Below are 15585 nucleotides of genomic sequence, written 5' to 3' on the forward strand. Positions count from 1 at the left end.
TTATCGATGGCATAACAAAATTCACAGAAGTTGCTCTATAGTTTTTTGATTTGACGCCAAATTTTCCTAATCCAATTGTACAGCGCAGCATACAAAGCCCGCAACTGATTGACAAAAGTTTGCCAAATAGAACGTGTCCTTACCGGGGAAATCTCCTGGATTTCCACGGGCAGCGGTGGCATCCCGACTACTTCATACAGCGGATATTCGCCACTTTTCCCCGGAATTTGCACTGATACGCACTGATTGACGATCGCCAATTCCTTAACTTCCTGATAAGTCTCCTCGGAAATCAATAAACTTGTTCCTACTTGCTTGTTCGCAGCTTCAATCCGGCTGGCCAAATTCACCGCATCTCCGATCGCCGTCACCGTCTGACTCTTCGACGCGCCCAAATTCCCCACAACGACCAAACCGCAGTGAATGCCAATCCCAATCCGCAACTGGTGACGGTATAAAGTCTCAAAATAGGGATTGAGTTTCTCTAGTTCCTCCAGCATCTCCACCCCAGCCCTCACCGCTTTTTCCGCCGCTTTGTCTGAATTTTCCAACCCAAACAGAGCCATAAAACCATCTCCCATGTAATTATTAATCATCCCGTCGTTGCGGTTAATAACATAACCCATTTTTTGGAAATAGCGATTTAAAATATAAATTACATCGTAGGGTAACAGCGATTCTGCAAACGCCGTAAACCCTCGAATATCGGCAAACAAAATTGCAATTTTTTTCTCTTGACCCACAGAAGTAGAAATCAACTTTCCGGCCATTTCGTCATTAAATGATTCCAAGTCTTCAGAATCGATCGCCAATCGGCGCAAAATCACCTTGCCGCCCGCCACCTGTGTCTGACAAGCTAGCCTAATTTCCGGCTCTAAGCGCAATTTTTTCGCGAGTTCCTCTTCCGGCGAAGTGCGGGGAGAGCAAAATTCTAAACCTTCGACAATCAATACCCGGCAAGTCGAGCACCGGGCGCTACCGCCGCAGATGTGGGTGTGGGGAATGTCGGCACGCAGGGAAGCTTCGAGAATTATATCGTTGTCGTCTATCTCGATCGTGCGATCGTCCGGCAGATAGTGAATCTGTGGCATATGTGGCGCGTCTAGCTAATTAGCGAGGAATCTCGCGGACATCTGTTATTGCAGCGAACCTTTATGCAAACCCGGTTTCTCGGCATTTTTTCTGTACCCCCTGATTCCTTAACTATAAGTCGCGATCGGCATTTGCTTCTCGTTGCGTCAGCTCAAGCGCCCAACTGACACCAGTTTAAAAAAAGAATGCACCTCTGAGCAATAGTCCAACTCTTAGCTCATCAGTCATTCCCCATTCTCAAATATAAAATGGTATAACTGAGCACTAAAATCTTCATCCCACCGTGAAAATACCCCCATTCAAGCTGTGGAGTTAATCTAAAATCTCAAATCTCAAATCTCAAATCTCAAATGGACTGACATAATTCTTAATAAAATTTATATCGCCCAAACCCCTATAAATCCGTTATCAAATCCCCTTCAACCGCCATATATTTTTATGATTTTGGGTAGGTGGGCTGTGCAAACCTTACTTGGCAATAGTTTCAGCTTTTGTGCTCTCTAACAACCAGCTAATTTTCGTGAGATAGAATAGCAGCATCTTTAAAACCAGTATAGCCATGACTTCATCAACAGCCCTACAAAGCATCGAAAAACACATTCCCATCGTGGGAGATGTACATAGCAAAAGTCCGATCGCCTACGGAGCAACCCGCCTCGCAGTCAGTGCAGTTAACACGGTGCAAATGGCAGTCGCAGAGTCTTATATCAACGGATTAGAAGTCCCAGATTCAGTATTGCGATCGCTTTTTGATACCTGTATGCCGGTCTTTTTTAAGCATTTCCCGTCCCTGCTTGCACCCTACGAATGGGTACTAACAGAAACAGACCATACAGCCGAAGGGCCGCGGGATTTAATGAAGATTCAGTACGACTTACCTCAAGCAATGCTGAATCCGATGTTAGGCGACGGGAAACTCATATATCCTAAATACAGCATGGGATTGTGGGAAAAAGGAGCCGCCAACCTTGAACAATCGCAAATCCAAATGATTGATGATGTGATTGAGAAGCTAGAGATTCAAGATGGCGACAATATTTTAGACTTTGGCTGCGGTTGGGGTTGTGTTCCCAATTACATTCTTTCCAAATTTCCCAATGTCACCTTTACTGGCATTAACCTCAGCCACCACCAATGCGAGTATATGCGGCACAAGATGGAAGACCCCGAAAGCTATCTTAGTTCAGGTCGATTTACCCTATATGAAGGCGATTTGAACGACGCCCAATTTGAGACAAAATTTGACAAAATTCTCTCCATCGGAGTTTTTTGTCATGTAGGTAATTTAACGCAAGCTTTCCAAAAGCTGGCATCTTTCCTGAAGGATAACGGCAAAGTTTTCATTCACATCATCACAGTTCGCACTCCCAACAATATATCCAGCGTTTTTACCCACAAATACATTTTTCCCCACGGTCGTTACTGGAAATACGATGCAGTTCCCAGCCACAACAAAGACCTCAAAACAATTCAAAGATGGTATCTCAACGGATACAATTACTCCACCACCTTTGCTAACTGGCTGAAAAACTTTGACGATGCTCAGGCAATAGTCAAAGATTTAGATTACGGCATCGACTATGCCAAATTTCGGCGAATCTGGCGGTTTTACTTAATTTGGTTTGTGTCTAATTTCGCGAGTTGCGATGGCGAATATAACGGCAACGGTCAATATTTAATGACTCGTGCCTAATCGCTAATCCGTAGACCCAGCTCAAAAAACTGAACACCCCGAACCCCGACTTCTGTGAGATGTCGGGGTTCTTGAGTGCGAGCTACTTATCGGGAGAATAAAACCTTTCAATCTAGATTTAGGGCGATCGAGAAGTGTTGCCTTCTTTTGAGAAATTTTTCTGAGTTTAAAAAAATCCGGAATAAGATTATTGCTCGGTGAATAAGACCTATATCAAGCGTGAGCCTGCACAATACTTTTTAAATTCCATCCTCGCTCAGTAGTGATGATGTCCGATATTTTACTACAAAAAGAGAGTTGATTTATACAATGGTAGACCATATGAAACCTTCTCTTCCTCAAGACGAGCCGAACCAAGAACAGCGCCGCAATTCCTTGAATCGCCAGCAACAAGCTTATCAGTTTGACTTTGAGAGTTTATCACCTTTGGCATTATTGAAAGATGTGCCACCAGTCGAGAACTTTTCGAGCAAGTATATTGGAGAGCGGATACTAGCAACATCGGAACTTCCAGGAAATATGCTGGCGGCCGATTCGAGAACTTTTCTCGATCCTCTCGACGAACTCCAAGACTATGAAGATTTCTTTACTCTGCTGCCGCTACCTGGAGTTGCCAAAATCTACCAAACCGATCGCTCTTTTGCAGAACAGCGCCTGTCTGGAGCAAATCCAATGGTGCTTCGCCTCTTAGATGCCGACGATCCTCGGGCGCAAACACTGGCACAAATTTCCGGTTTTCACCCATTATTCGATCTGGGCCAAGAGTTGCAACAAAAAAACATTTACATTGCCGATTATACGGGTAGCGACCAACACTATCGCGCGCCTTCAAAAATTGGAGGCGGCAGCTATGAAAAAGGCAGAAAATTCTTGCCGAAACCGCGAGCTTTTTTCGCTTGGCGGTGGACGGGAATTCGCGATCGCGGTGAACTGGTGCCGATCGCTATTCAACTAGATCCCACGCCAAATAGCCATCTTTACACCCCGTTCGATCCTCCTGTGGATTGGCTGTTTGCGAAACTCTGCGTACAAGTAGCAGATGCCAATCACCACGAAATGAGTTCGCATTTAGGTCGAACTCATCTGGTGATGGAACCAATTGCGATCGCCACCGCCCGACAGTTGGCTAAAAATCACCCGCTGAGCCTGTTGCTGAAACCGCACTTCCGCTTTATGCTGGTCAACAACGAGCTGGCGCGTTCTTATTTGATCGCTCCGGGCGGGCCAGTCGATGACTTGCTAAGCGGTAGCTTGCCAGAGACAATGGAAATAGCTAGAGAGGCTTGTAGTAACTGGAGTCTGGATCAATTTGCCTTCCCAACCGAACTGAAAAATCGGGGCATGGACGATCCAAATCAACTGCCTCACTATCCTTATCGAGATGATGGATTGCTGCTGTGGAATGCGATCGAAACCTTTGTATGTGGCTATCTCAAATTCTTTTACCCGACAAATGAAGCACTCGTCCAAGATGTGGAACTGCAAACTTGGGCCCAAGAATTAGCCTCGAATGAGGGCGGTAAAGTCAAAGGAATGCCCAGCAAAATCGACACAGTTGAACAATTAATTAAAATTGTCACAACCATAATTTTTACCTGCGGTCCGCAGCATTCAGCAGTCAATTTTCCCCAGTATGAATACATGAGTTTTGCTGCCAATATGCCTTTGGCAGCATACCGGGACATTCCCAAAATTAATGCTTCTGGGACTCTCGAAGTGATTACGGAAAAGGACATTTTACGGTTGCTTCCTCCGTACAAGCGAGCGGCTGAACAACTGAAAATTCTGTTTATTTTGTCAGCTTATCGATATGACCGTTTAGGTTATTACGATAAATCTTTCCGAGAACTCTACCGGATGAGCTTCGATGAAGTTTTTGAGGGAACGCCGATCGAATTTTTAGCCAGCCAGTTCCAACAAAATTTGAATATGGCTGAACAAAAGATTGATGCCAACAATCAAAAACGAGTAATCCCTTACTTTGCTCTCAAGCCTTCGTTGGTACTAAATAGCATCAGTATGTAGAGTTAAAAATTCAGCACAATATCTCAATGTAGGGTGCGCGCGGCGCACCTTACTCTGTATTAGCCGTTTTTGTATTCTTCAACAATAGAGCAATTTACGGACAATGTACCACAGGAATCAGTGAAGGTGACTTCATCTTGATAATGCCGGGGTGTTTCAACCAGTAACCGCCAAGCGTCACCAGCCTCGATTAAATTCAGCCGATCGGGATAATGAATTTTTAACAACTCTTGCACCATCGGATAATAGTCTGAGTTGATGCTGGGGAAAATATGATGCTCTGTGTGGTAAGAAAAATTTAAGTGCAGCAGGTCAAATATTTTAGGAACGCGCACTGACATACTGTTAATCAGCGGGTCATTAATGTCGGTCATCCGGCAACCCATGTGGTTTGTATAGATGTAAAACATTGCCCCTGCATGACCAATTGCGATCGGCAAAATGTAGGCGAGGGCGATTTTGAGCGGATGAAAATTTAGGTAGAACAAAATGCTGGCATGAATTCCTAAAATCCCCACACATTCAAATGCGATCGTCAATCTATCTTTAGGACTAACAGTAAAGGCAGCCGGTACGTAATCGACAGATTTATCGTTAAAGAACAGTACCGAGGTGAGATTGCGGAAATTATGCACTAACCACGAACCGGCCATCCCTACAATTAACCACACCGGATTGACTTCCACCGACGGTACAAACAGATTTTGAATCCATTTTCCCCAAGTATCTGGTTGCTGGTACAGATAGTTGCGATCGGGGTCTGCCAAAGAATTCGTGTTATTGTGATGTACGAGGTTGTGCAGATTTTTCCACTGAGTAGGCGGCATAAACAGCATACTTAGTCCCAAAAAGGCGATCGGATAAGTGAGGCGCGACTTTTTCTGAACGCTACCGTGCATCAAATCGTGGGAGCTAAATAGCAAAACTATGATACTATTGCCCATAATCGCGGCTAAAGGTAAGTAAAGCCATAAAAGATAGACAGGCCAGCGATCGAGATTAGCAGCAATTCCCCATCCCAGCAATAAAATAGCAGCGTTGATGAATAGTATTGCTAACTTGCTGGTATCTGGTTCAAAGGCATCTGACGGCAGCAGCGGACGCAATTTTTTTATATATACCGAGTGGTTAATTAGTGTTTCTTTGCCTAAAGTCGGCGTTGCCGTCTTGTATAGAGTATTGAGTGATTTTTCTGATTTCATGTGCTCGCTAAGAGTATTTTCCTGTGACTAAATAACTTTCTAAATTTAATTAGATCCCGTACCCGATTTTAGATGGAACCCACACATAAATCCGGCGGCTTATTGTCAGGCTGCGGAGATTTTATCTGTCTCCACTACGGCTATCCGGGAGCTTGTGATCAAATTGCTTTAGATCAAGGCTGCCTGATTTTTGTACCAAGATATTATTGTATCCTATAAAAATAATTTTGGAACACCTCTTAAAGGCTTACCTATCGATAATACTCTCCCACTTTTCACTTGGGTTTAATCTCCATAACCAATCCTAAATAACCTATAAAATTAAAAAAGTCCGTTTCCTTGAACAATTTCTTTGATTGTTGTCAGGGTATCTAACCCGATCAATCCCCGACGATAACCTTTTTGGTTGGACATTCCCAAAAATATCGCATCTCCCCGATTTTGATAGCGCCAAAACCGAGGTGAGGCATTAATAAAAGTTGAGGCGCTGTTAACATCCAGAGCAAATTGGCGACTTTCTAAGTAAGATTCAGTGGCAATGCAGTCAGCGTGGCCGCTGCTGTAGCGGTTGATCCAGCCGATCGCAATCTCTAAACTATCGACAACTTTAAACGCGATGGTTTTGTTTAAATAAGGTTGAGTCCACTCGTATGGTTCCGCCAGCTTCAAGTCTGGGAAATCTGCGACGAGATCCGCATCGGCGCTAATTTGAAAGCCTTTTTCTTTTAAACTGTTCCACAGCCGGAGTAAGGAAGAAGGCTTTTGGTTGCGATCGATCAGCACTTTCTCGATCGCATTAACAGGATCGGGCACGCTTTGATGACTGTCCAAAATCATCCACCTTGCCATCTCCAAACTGCCAGTCGGTGACCAATAAAGGTAACAATTGCCCATGGCCGACCTCAAAACTGGTGCTGTGCACAACCTTACTACCTGCTGCACCAAACTTGGCCTGCCGTAGGGAATAATTAAATTGAGATATTGGTCTTGAGTGACCAATTCTCGGATCGAAGCGCCCCGATCCGGCGGCAGTACCTGCAAACATCCCGATGGCAAACCGACCTCATCGATCGCCGACATCAAAGCTTCTCCAATTACAGCATTAGTTTGCCAGCTTTCGCTGCCGCCTTTGAGAATCAAACTGTTAGCGCTTTTGAGAGACAAACCCGCTGCGATCGCCCCCAACTCGGGCAACGCCTCGTAAATTAGAGCGATCGCCCCCAGCGGTAGCGACTGACAGTAAACCTGACAGCGATCGACCTGATAAGAAGCATTGATCACCCTGCCGATCGGATCTGGCATTTCCCCCAACCGTTGCAGAATTTGCACAGTTGTCTTGATCCGTTCCGGCGTCAGCTTCAGCCACTCCACAATCAACTCGGGAATCGCCATGTCCCGACTCGCTTCTAGATCCAGAGTATTTGCTTCTAAAATGTCATTTTGCCGACGTTTCAGCCAGCCCGCCATCGCCTGCAAAGCTGCCGCGCGATCGGCACTCTTTGTCGTAGCCAACTCCAAAGAAGCTTGATAAGCGCGACGCGCGACATTTGCGGCATCTGACGAATGGGTAAAATCCTCTATTATCATCTAGCTAACGCCTGTAAGCCAGCCATACCATCAGCGCCGGCAGCATTGCTAGGAGCACAGCGACCATTGCCCACAGAATAATATTCGGGCCCGGCGAGTGTAGCGCCAAGGGCAACCAAATCACTAACGGCACCAATATCATACCCAAAGCCAGTGGCAAGTAATGCGCCTTCAAACCCGGATGCGCTCTGTTCCACTGGTGACCCGTCCACCGCCAAGCCTGCTTGTAAGGATAGTTCGTTGATAGTTGCTCGATGACGTGTCCGCTTTCGTCCAATACAAATATTTGCTGACAGCGGTTGCAGCCAAAGGCTTCTGTCAACGTTATGGGCACGAGACGACCCCGGCGTCGGCAAGGACAGGGGTATTCATCGTTTAAGTCAATCTTTGGAGCTTTTTGAGATGGCACGAGCGATCAGATAAAAAAAAGCGTTTTTACAAAAATAATCGTTCACATATCCATTTAATCAAACTTGTCAATTCTCCCTGATAGAGGCTTTCAAATGCCTGTATCGAGCGAGCGCCTGAGCGACAATTTTGACTTGCAAGTTCTCTCATCAACTTTACCACTAACTTAGATATTTTCCATCATCCTGAGGAGTATACCTAAGACTTCATTGCTATACTTTGCGGTTTTCTTGACTTATTTATCTTCTAAAGCGGGTGACGCGATTCGAACGCGCGACATTCACCTTGGCAAGGTGACGCTCTACCACTGAGCTACACCCGCATTTCCTGCGGTATTAACAATATTGTCTCAATTCCCAGAATTTGTCAAGTCTTTTTAGTAACTTTTTTTCAGACACCCTGAAAAAGCGCCCCAATGCCACTCCCCACCTGAAATTGCAGCAGCCAGATTGTTAACAAAATCAGTAATTGCGGTGGTTTTGACCGCCATCGGCCAACTGCAAAGCTACAATCAAGCTGGAATTGTGGGAGAACACTGTCATGTCAGATTTAAATCGCGGAATCATGAAGTTCAAGGGAGCTGACAGTCCTATAGCGATCGCCATTTCGGCGATTGTCATTGCCGGCGGAATCGGCTTCTTGATCTGGTGGGCCCTCCAATCAGCCTACACCTTCAGCTAACAGACTACTCAAACGTAAAACTTATAAGGCCTTGCTCAAAAGGCAGAATTTAAGAAAAATTCTGTCTTTTGCATTTTTTTGCCCTTAGTCTTGAGTTTATTTCCAAGGAATGCGGATCGATTGCGGACGATCGAATGATTGCCATAAATCACCCGATCGGGCGAGTCGCTAGCACGATCCAAGATGACCAAGAATTTCTTGATGGTACCCGCCACGTGATTTATCCGTGGAATCAATCCAAAATCGAAAATCGAAAATCCTCAAGCCCCCGCATTTATCCGTGGGGTCGCCTCTAAAATCTAAAATCTAAAATCGATTGACTCCCCGATCAACTACTTTTGTAGTACACTTGTAAACAAAGCGCGCCGAGAGCGCAATTTTAGATGCAAGTGTTTGCAAGGGTTGTATCTCAACACAAATTTATGGCAAGCTTTCAGGACATCTTCAAATACTACAGTCGCTACTGGAAAAGCTCTGTTTACAGCATAGGCGCATCCAGCGTTTTGGCACTAGCCGATTTGCTTGTTCCTTACGCGATCGGTCAAATATTAAACGTATTGTCGGATCAACCTACAGATACAGTAACGAAAAAACTCATAACAGCGATCGCCTCTGTTACCCAGCACTCACCCAACAAAACATTATCGCTATCGGTCTTGCTGGGCATAATTTTTCTGGTAACAGTCGCCAAAGCACCGGTACAGCCTTGGGTGGGAAATTGGTTCCACTGGGCGATACCATTGAGGGCAAGGCGCGATCGAATGAGAAGTGCGATCGGCAAAATCCTCACCTTACCCCTAGAATTTTACGACGAAAACAACGCCGGACGGATTGCCAGTCGCATCGCCAAAGGCATCGCCAACCATACTTGGACTTACCCAGAAATTGCCGGCGAATTCATCCCCGAAGTCGTCCGCTTAATCGGCATTTTTGCCGTTATCTGCTTAATTGAGTGGCGGATTGGCTTATTAATTTTGGTTTCATTCCTCTTTATCCTCAGTTTCACCCTCAAAGGCCTGCAAGGGGTGACTGCGCGAGAAGAAATTCTGGATGAATACATCGAAGATACCGAAAGCCGCAACTCGGAAATTATCACCAACATCAAAACAGTCAAAGCTTTTGCGACAGAAAGCGATGAACTCAAAAGGCAAACCACCAGACTCGATCGCGAATTAAAAGTCGTGATCCACCGCATTCACCGAGGATACGTCACGCTGGGAACATACCAGCAGACGATCGTCCAGTTGTGTTTGTTTTCAGTTCTCGGTTTTAGCCTAGCAGCCACGGTTGCAGGCAAAATTTCCCTCGGATATTTTGTTACCGTCTACACCTTAGCAAGCATGGCATATTCCCAACTGCGTCCGATTAGCATTATCGCCGAATTATTGGCGCGTCGCTATTCTTCAATGATCCGCTTCCACGAGTTTATGCAGTTACCAGACGGTGTTGATGCGGTCAATTTAGCAGAAAATGCTCGATCGGCGTCGCCTTATAAATTTACCGGCAAAGTTGAGTTCAGCGGTTTGACCTTCGGGTACGACAGTCAAAAACCCGTTTTGCAGGATGTGAATTTATTGATTCATCCCCGTCAGACTGTAGCATTAGTCGGGCGATCGGGTTCCGGGAAATCGACTTTAGTTAAACTTCTGTTTCGCTACTTTGAACCCAACTCCGGCCGCATTCTGATCGACGGCGAAGACATTCGCAGCTTAGACGTGACTCGCTACCGTCAGCGTTTAGCGATTGTCCACCAAGAAGTAGACGTTTTTAACGGTACTTTGCTGGAAAATCTGACTTACGGAAACAGAAATGCAACTTTCGAGCAAGTTGAGGATGCTTGTCGCATTGCCAAAGTAGACGATTTTGTGCGACTGTTGCCCCAAGGTTACTATACCGTGGTCGGGGAGAGAGGAATGCGGTTGTCCGGCGGTCAGCGGCAGCGATTGGGGATTGCGAGGGCGCTGTTGGTGGAGCCGGATGTGTTAATTTTTGATGAGGCTACTTCTAGTTTGGACTATGAAAGCGAGCGATCGATCCAGCTAGCCATGCGAAATATCCTCGGTACGCGCACCACCATAATTATTGCCCACAGACTGAGTACAATTCGCGAAGCCGATGCGATCGTCGTACTCGACGGCGGTAGAATCGTCGAAGTTGGCAGCCATGAAGAACTTTTAAGCCAACAAGGTATTTACCGCCGCCTGCACTCCCTGCAAGAAACCGGGGAATTAGTGAATTAGCCATTTCCTGCTAGCTCTTCGTCTAGACTTAGGGTGCTCCGGGCGGGCACCGAGCCTAGACGTAGCAATGCACACCTTAAACAGTGTTCAATTTTCTCGTCTGCCACTAACTCACTTATGTGTTCTCCACTTAATGATTATAGTTTTAAATATAATGTTGCAAATAAAGATTCTGGTGCTAGGATATATAACTGTGATGGAAATGGGTCGATGCCCGAGCGGTTAATGGGGGCGGACTGTAAATCCGCTGGCTACGCCTACGCTAGTTCAAATCTAGCTCGGCCCACCTCAATTTAATAAAAAGTTAAAATTTAAGAATTAAAAATTAATTTTTTAATTGGAGGTTCTTAATTTTTTATGCCCGTGTAACTCAGTGGTAGAGTACCTCCTTGGTAAGGAGGAAGTCACGAGTTCAAATCTCGTCACGGGCTTGCTATTCTATCCTATATCCATCAAGGGTTTAACGTTCATCGAACAGCAAGAAGGTTAGTTTTCCGCTCAACTTTCGTGCTGATGGTTTTCTAATATGTCCAAAACGACTTCCATATCTGCCAAGTCCGCCCTCGACTTTTGGCGTCTGGCTTTTAACTGATTGAGCAAGTCGGCTGGCTCTGGAAATTCTGCGACTCCCCACAAGAAAACTTATTCTTTGTGGAACAGGCATCTTGCCTGTTCTTGAGAATGGTGTAACATCTCAGTTCCAACCGACTTTAGCTATGAGACTGGGGTTTCCCCTCCGGCGGACACTGCCACAAACTGCTTTGTAAAACTTACCTAAACTTGTCTAAAATCGTTTTTAGACACAATCCGAGTTCACTTCCTACGCTGTTGGGTAGACGGCTAATCCCAAGATAAGTAGGCTATCCCCCTCAAGCCGAGGGTTTCCAATTTAAAATATTTAGACTTGCGTTCCAGTCCCGATCTAAAGATATGCCACAAACAGGACAGTCAAAAGTCCTAATACTTAGTGGCATATCTTTTTTAGTGCCACAATTAGAACAGGTTTTAGAACTAGGGAACCATTGAGCGACTAGCACTAAAGTTGCTCCATACATTTTGCACTTGTAATCAAGTTGGCGCTTGAATTCGTAAAATCCTAGATCGGATATTGCCCCAGCCAGTTTGTGATTCGCCATCATGCCTTTAACGTTTAAGTCTTCAATCTTGATTAGCTTGAAATTTTTGGCTAAATAAGTTGTTAACTTCTGAATAAAATCTAAACGAATACGAGCTATCCGCGCGTGAAGTCGGCTAATTTTATTGTAGGTTTGGCGCTGGTTTTGGGAGCCTCTTACCTGTTTTGATGCTTGGCGCTGTAAGGTAGCAAGTTTGGTTTTCGCTTGCTTTAACGGCTTTGGTGCATCAAAGACCTGCTGATTTGACAGCGTGGCCGCATATTTAATGCCTACATCAATTCCTACAGAGCTTTCAGGTTGTCGAACTGGTAAACGTTCGGCGTCAACACAGAAGGAAACAAACCAACGACTTCCTTCTTTTGAAATCGTAAAAGTTTGAGACACGTAACCGCATTCTAGGGCTTCGTAGAGCCGAAAAGTTCCCAAGGTAGGAATCTTTATGGTGTTGCCAGCGTTTAGTAAAACTTTGCCGTTAGACGAATCGACTGTAAAAGACTGACCGTCTCGGCGACTAGCGAATCTTGGATGACCTGCTTTTCCAGCGCGATACCGACTAAACGCATCTTTCAAGTCAATTAAAGCATTTTGGTAGACTCGACTAGATAATTGGTTCATCCAACCAAATTCAGGCTGTTTCTTGACGTAGTTGGTGAGAACTTTTTTAACTTCGTTGATCACCTTTGAGTCTGTGAATTTCCCCTCGTTATACATTTGAGTCCGCAAGCTTAACCCAAAGTTAAATACTACGCGCCGGAATCCTGCGTGTCTTGCCATCAAAGTCGCTTCGTTGTTATTCAGTTTGAGCGCTCGTTTAACGGCAAACATAGAACTTCCTCAAGGGCGATTAAGTATGGATAAGTTTAGCAAACTATTTGGCACTTAAGTCTTGCTCATCACAATATTGTACCCGTATCGAAATCCCCGACTTCTTCCAGAAATTGTGAATCTAATCATCCTCATCCAATCCCAGCGGAACAAAATATTGACTGTAAACCACACTATCCGGCTCCCAAAGCGGCCGCCAATAAATATTTTGCATCACCGCCTTCTCCCCATCACCATCAGCAGGCCACTGAAAACTGACGATCGCAATATTGCTATATCCCACAATCTCATCACCCTCTTGCAGCCAGCGATTGCGCCACAACAGCGATATAAAATTCCACAACCTACGCAGCACTGACAATTGTTTATTTTTATGTGTTCTAGTTGACGGAGTTCCCTTTTCTAGCAGCAAAAACACCCGAGCTCTTTGCCGTTTCATCCAGTCAATCCGATAGCCCCAATCAGGAAGAGATTGTCTATGCCTGATAGCAGCCGCCATAGCTTTCTTTCTGCCACCCCTCGAAATTTTCATTAATTCCAGCGGCTCATTCCATCCCAAACATTCGTGCGATCGCTCAGGCAGCAGCGACTTAATCTTAGTATGAATTAAATGCGTTTTCCACTCCTCATTAATCAAAGCACTAGCAGTCAACTGCGCCAACACAGAATATCGACAATTTGATTGATAATTCGCCAGATTCAAAGGCTCAATATTCGATCGAGAATCGCCAAAATGACAATCAGACCAATAACTCAGTCGCACAGCAGCAGCATAATGAATATCCCCGCTCAACACAATTACCCGATCGCGCTGCTTAAAAAACTCCGACAACAGCTTCACAAAAGCCAACTCATGAAAATTCCAAGCATCCCCCGCATCACTATTAAAAACCTTCCCCTGTTCCACATCCCGTTTTTGAACCGCATCAATAATCCACAAACCCACCAAATTTGTCGGCACCACTACTAGCGTCGCCTCAATCTCAAACTCCCCAGTTTTATTCAGCAAATCAGTTTCATGCAAAGGCTGCTGAATTTGCTCCTCAAAACCTTTGTGAGTCAAAAGCATCGGCGGATCGATCGCGCTTTTCACCGGATACCCCCGCCAATTCCGCGTATCCAGCACAATCACCTCGTGCTTAAAGCTTCTCACATTAAAATGCCAATTCAAAACCTCACTTACACCCTCGCCCTCCCGATCCAAAATAAAAACATCTTCATCTAATTTCAACTTAGGCAAATGAGTTTTCGGATCGAGTCCTGGAATTCCCAAATACGAAGCCGCATCCTCCCAAGCAGAAACATCAGTCCCCGCCGAATCCGACCATTTTTCAGCAGCCTTTAATAATTTATCTCCCGGTTTTGCGCGATCGAACTGTGCGGGCGTATTTCCCCAAGCCTGAAACACAGCGTAAGCCAGCAAAGCATTCTGCACCACCCGTCGGCCCAGCGGCTTTCCCAGCACCCGGTAACACCACTCTCGATTCAAATACAAATCATCGCTAACATCATGGTCATCGCAAATCATATAAGTAGGAATATTTGCTAGCGCCCTCCTCACCCTCCACAAATTGCGAGCAAAACCGTCAAGTTCAACAACTTCTCTATCCCAGACTTTGGCCTGCTTAGAATTTGGACAAATATCCTTACCCTTCGGAAAACGCTCGCACCAAAGTACAGGCGACCAAACTAACAAATACATGGCACAATATTCCCCCAAGCTAAATAAGTGACTTTTAGCATTGGCGGGTTTATTCACCAACATCGCCGTAAAGCCGCCAAAATCTCTGGCAATATCGCTGCGAGTCCCCGGTTTTAACTCAATTGGTTTTTTGGACTGATACTCAGCATCAGACGGTTTCTGAATGGGCGACTCTCTAAAAATTTCCCTTTCTTGGGCAACTACATTTTCGTTTTCCGAATTCTTAGGTATACTGATACACAAATTCTTTTTAATTTGGGCATCATTCATCAGGGGCAGACTCTCTTCCCAGCCCAACAGTGTATCGCCAGCATCAGTCAAAGCCCACAGCATCGCATCGGCAACATCGTCGCCGTAAATTTGGTCGCCCGTTAAAAACAGTTGGTGGGGCCTGCTATTTGCCTTTCCTGCAAACTGTTCGATCGAATTATCCAAGATTGGCAGCGCATCTCTGCCGTCTCCGTGGGGCTTGCGACAAGAACCGTGAACAATCCGCAAATAGTTTAAATCCTGCGGTGGCAGGGCAAAAGTCGGCAACTGGTGAGCGAAATAACTGATCGTCTCCGGCCCCAAAGCCGACAAATTAGGCGAGGCAGGCCACAGGCAAGAAATGAGATTTTCTTTCTCATATTCTGGGACTGCAACCGACGGCGACTCGCTACTCCCAGCAAACTCGATGTCATAAGCATAAACTTGCCCAGATGTCAAGAGATTGCTGTTAATTGGTTTAGCAGTGACCGCCACTACGTGCAGGTATTTGCCGAGCTGCACAGTAGAGTTCGCACCTTGGAGCAATGGCTGATCGACAATTTCGCCGGTTCCGCCCTCTGTCGAATAAACCTTGAGTTCGACTTGGCGGGGTGCTTTCAGAGCCAGCCAAACTGTCACGGCCCGACTTTCAGTCCGGCGCAAAATCGGGCCCGCAAGGATGAGCGGCAAGTGATGAATTCGATGACTTAAGGGAGTCCACGACATAGGATTTAAAAAATAAAAA

General features: G+C 45.5%; 12 protein-coding genes and 3 tRNA genes. 6 read left to right on the forward strand and 9 right to left on the reverse strand.

Translation table 11 applies throughout. The features are described 5' to 3' along the window. Nucleotides 1-35 precede the first annotated feature (35 nt). A complete protein-coding gene (locus QUA74_RS00915; protein ID WP_333324109.1) occupies nt 36-1091 on the reverse strand; it encodes an adenylate/guanylate cyclase domain-containing protein in 1056 nt (351 codons plus the stop codon). 560 nt (nt 1092-1651) lie between these two features. Between QUA74_RS00915 and QUA74_RS00920 the strand changes: the two genes are divergently transcribed. Together QUA74_RS00920 and QUA74_RS00925 are read left to right on the forward strand one after the other, a co-directional pair. After that, nucleotides 1652-2785 carry a class I SAM-dependent methyltransferase gene (locus QUA74_RS00920; RefSeq protein WP_333324111.1) on the forward strand — a complete coding sequence of 378 codons (1134 nt, stop codon included), beginning with the start codon at nt 1652-1654 and terminating at the stop codon, nt 2783-2785. A gap of 321 nt (nt 2786-3106) precedes the next feature. Beyond that, nucleotides 3107-4810, forward strand: coding sequence for a lipoxygenase family protein (locus QUA74_RS00925; RefSeq protein ID WP_333324113.1), 1704 nt, complete (start codon nt 3107-3109; stop codon nt 4808-4810). A 59-nt stretch (nt 4811-4869) separates the two neighbouring features. Here the strand turns inward: QUA74_RS00925 and QUA74_RS00930 are convergent, their stop codons facing one another. The 5 genes from QUA74_RS00930 to QUA74_RS00950 form a co-directional block, all read right to left on the reverse strand. Next, a complete protein-coding gene (locus QUA74_RS00930; protein WP_333324115.1) occupies nt 4870-6012 on the reverse strand; it encodes a fatty acid desaturase in 1143 nt (380 codons plus the stop codon). A 321-nt stretch (nt 6013-6333) separates the two neighbouring features. After that, entirely contained in the window at nt 6334-7599 is a 1266-nt protein-coding gene (locus QUA74_RS00935) for a glutamate-5-semialdehyde dehydrogenase (protein WP_333324117.1), read from the reverse strand. A 4-nt stretch (nt 7600-7603) separates the two neighbouring features. Beyond that, complete coding sequence (locus QUA74_RS00940) at nt 7604-8008, reverse strand: hypothetical protein (RefSeq protein WP_333324119.1); 405 nt, start codon at nt 8006-8008, stop codon at nt 7604-7606. A gap of 249 nt (nt 8009-8257) precedes the next feature. Beyond that, nucleotides 8258-8329 (reverse strand) — tRNA-Gly (locus QUA74_RS00945). A 139-nt stretch (nt 8330-8468) separates the two neighbouring features. After that, entirely contained in the window at nt 8469-8627 is a 159-nt protein-coding gene (locus tag QUA74_RS00950; RefSeq protein WP_333324158.1) for a hypothetical protein, read from the reverse strand. Between the two features lie 195 nt (nt 8628-8822). Here QUA74_RS00950 and QUA74_RS00955 point away from each other — a divergent pair, with 195 nt between their 5' ends. The 4 genes from QUA74_RS00955 (at nt 8823) to QUA74_RS00970 (ending at nt 11359) form a co-directional block, all read left to right on the forward strand. Continuing rightward, on the forward strand, nt 8823-8984 hold the full coding sequence (locus QUA74_RS00955; RefSeq protein WP_333324120.1) for a hypothetical protein: 162 nt from the start codon (nt 8823-8825) through the stop codon (nt 8982-8984). Nucleotides 8985-9110: 126 nt separating this feature from the next. Continuing rightward, nucleotides 9111-10928 carry an ABC transporter ATP-binding protein gene (locus tag QUA74_RS00960; RefSeq protein ID WP_333324122.1) on the forward strand — a complete coding sequence of 606 codons (1818 nt, stop codon included), beginning with the start codon at nt 9111-9113 and terminating at the stop codon, nt 10926-10928. 204 nt (nt 10929-11132) lie between these two features. Then, a tRNA-Tyr gene (locus tag QUA74_RS00965) sits at nt 11133-11214 on the forward strand. Nucleotides 11215-11287: 73 nt separating this feature from the next. Further along, nucleotides 11288-11359: transfer RNA gene (locus tag QUA74_RS00970), tRNA-Thr, on the forward strand. A 67-nt stretch (nt 11360-11426) separates the two neighbouring features. Here the strand turns inward: QUA74_RS00970 and QUA74_RS00975 are convergent. The 3 genes from QUA74_RS00975 to QUA74_RS00985 form a co-directional block, all read right to left on the reverse strand. Next, nucleotides 11427-11564 carry a hypothetical protein gene (locus tag QUA74_RS00975; RefSeq protein WP_333324124.1) on the reverse strand — a complete coding sequence of 46 codons (138 nt, stop codon included), beginning with the start codon at nt 11562-11564 and terminating at the stop codon, nt 11427-11429. A gap of 233 nt (nt 11565-11797) precedes the next feature. Further along, nucleotides 11798-12889: a transposase gene (locus QUA74_RS00980; RefSeq protein WP_333324125.1), complete on the reverse strand. Its 1092-nt coding sequence runs from the start codon at nt 12887-12889 to the stop codon at nt 11798-11800. A 121-nt stretch (nt 12890-13010) separates the two neighbouring features. After that, a complete protein-coding gene (locus tag QUA74_RS00985; protein WP_333324127.1) occupies nt 13011-15566 on the reverse strand; it encodes a PhoD-like phosphatase in 2556 nt (851 codons plus the stop codon). Nucleotides 15567-15585 lie beyond the last annotated feature (19 nt).

The sequence above is a fragment of the Microcoleus sp. LAD1_D3 genome (genome assembly GCF_036702135.1).
Classification (GTDB): Bacteria; Cyanobacteriota; Cyanobacteriia; order Cyanobacteriales; family Microcoleaceae; genus Microcoleus.

Bases quoted from the DNA above. Each gene is read 5' to 3' on its own strand.
- QUA74_RS00915 (WP_333324109.1), bottom strand. From the start codon at position 1,091: ATGCCACAGATTCACTATCTGCCGGACGATCGCACGATCGAGATAGAC.
- QUA74_RS00920 (WP_333324111.1), top strand. From the start codon at position 1,652: ATGACTTCATCAACAGCCCTACAAAGCATCGAAAAACACATTCCCATC.
- QUA74_RS00925 (WP_333324113.1), top strand. From the start codon at position 3,107: ATGAAACCTTCTCTTCCTCAAGACGAGCCGAACCAAGAACAGCGCCGC.
- QUA74_RS00930 (WP_333324115.1), bottom strand. From the start codon at position 6,012: ATGAAATCAGAAAAATCACTCAATACTCTATACAAGACGGCAACGCCG.
- QUA74_RS00935 (WP_333324117.1), bottom strand. From the start codon at position 7,599: ATGATAATAGAGGATTTTACCCATTCGTCAGATGCCGCAAATGTCGCG.
- QUA74_RS00950 (WP_333324158.1), bottom strand. From the start codon at position 8,627: ATGACAATCGCCGAAATGGCGATCGCTATAGGACTGTCAGCTCCCTTG.
- QUA74_RS00955 (WP_333324120.1), top strand. From the start codon at position 8,823: ATGATTGCCATAAATCACCCGATCGGGCGAGTCGCTAGCACGATCCAA.
- QUA74_RS00960 (WP_333324122.1), top strand. From the start codon at position 9,111: ATGGCAAGCTTTCAGGACATCTTCAAATACTACAGTCGCTACTGGAAA.
- QUA74_RS00980 (WP_333324125.1), bottom strand. From the start codon at position 12,889: ATGTTTGCCGTTAAACGAGCGCTCAAACTGAATAACAACGAAGCGACT.
- QUA74_RS00985 (WP_333324127.1), bottom strand. From the start codon at position 15,566: ATGTCGTGGACTCCCTTAAGTCATCGAATTCATCACTTGCCGCTCATC.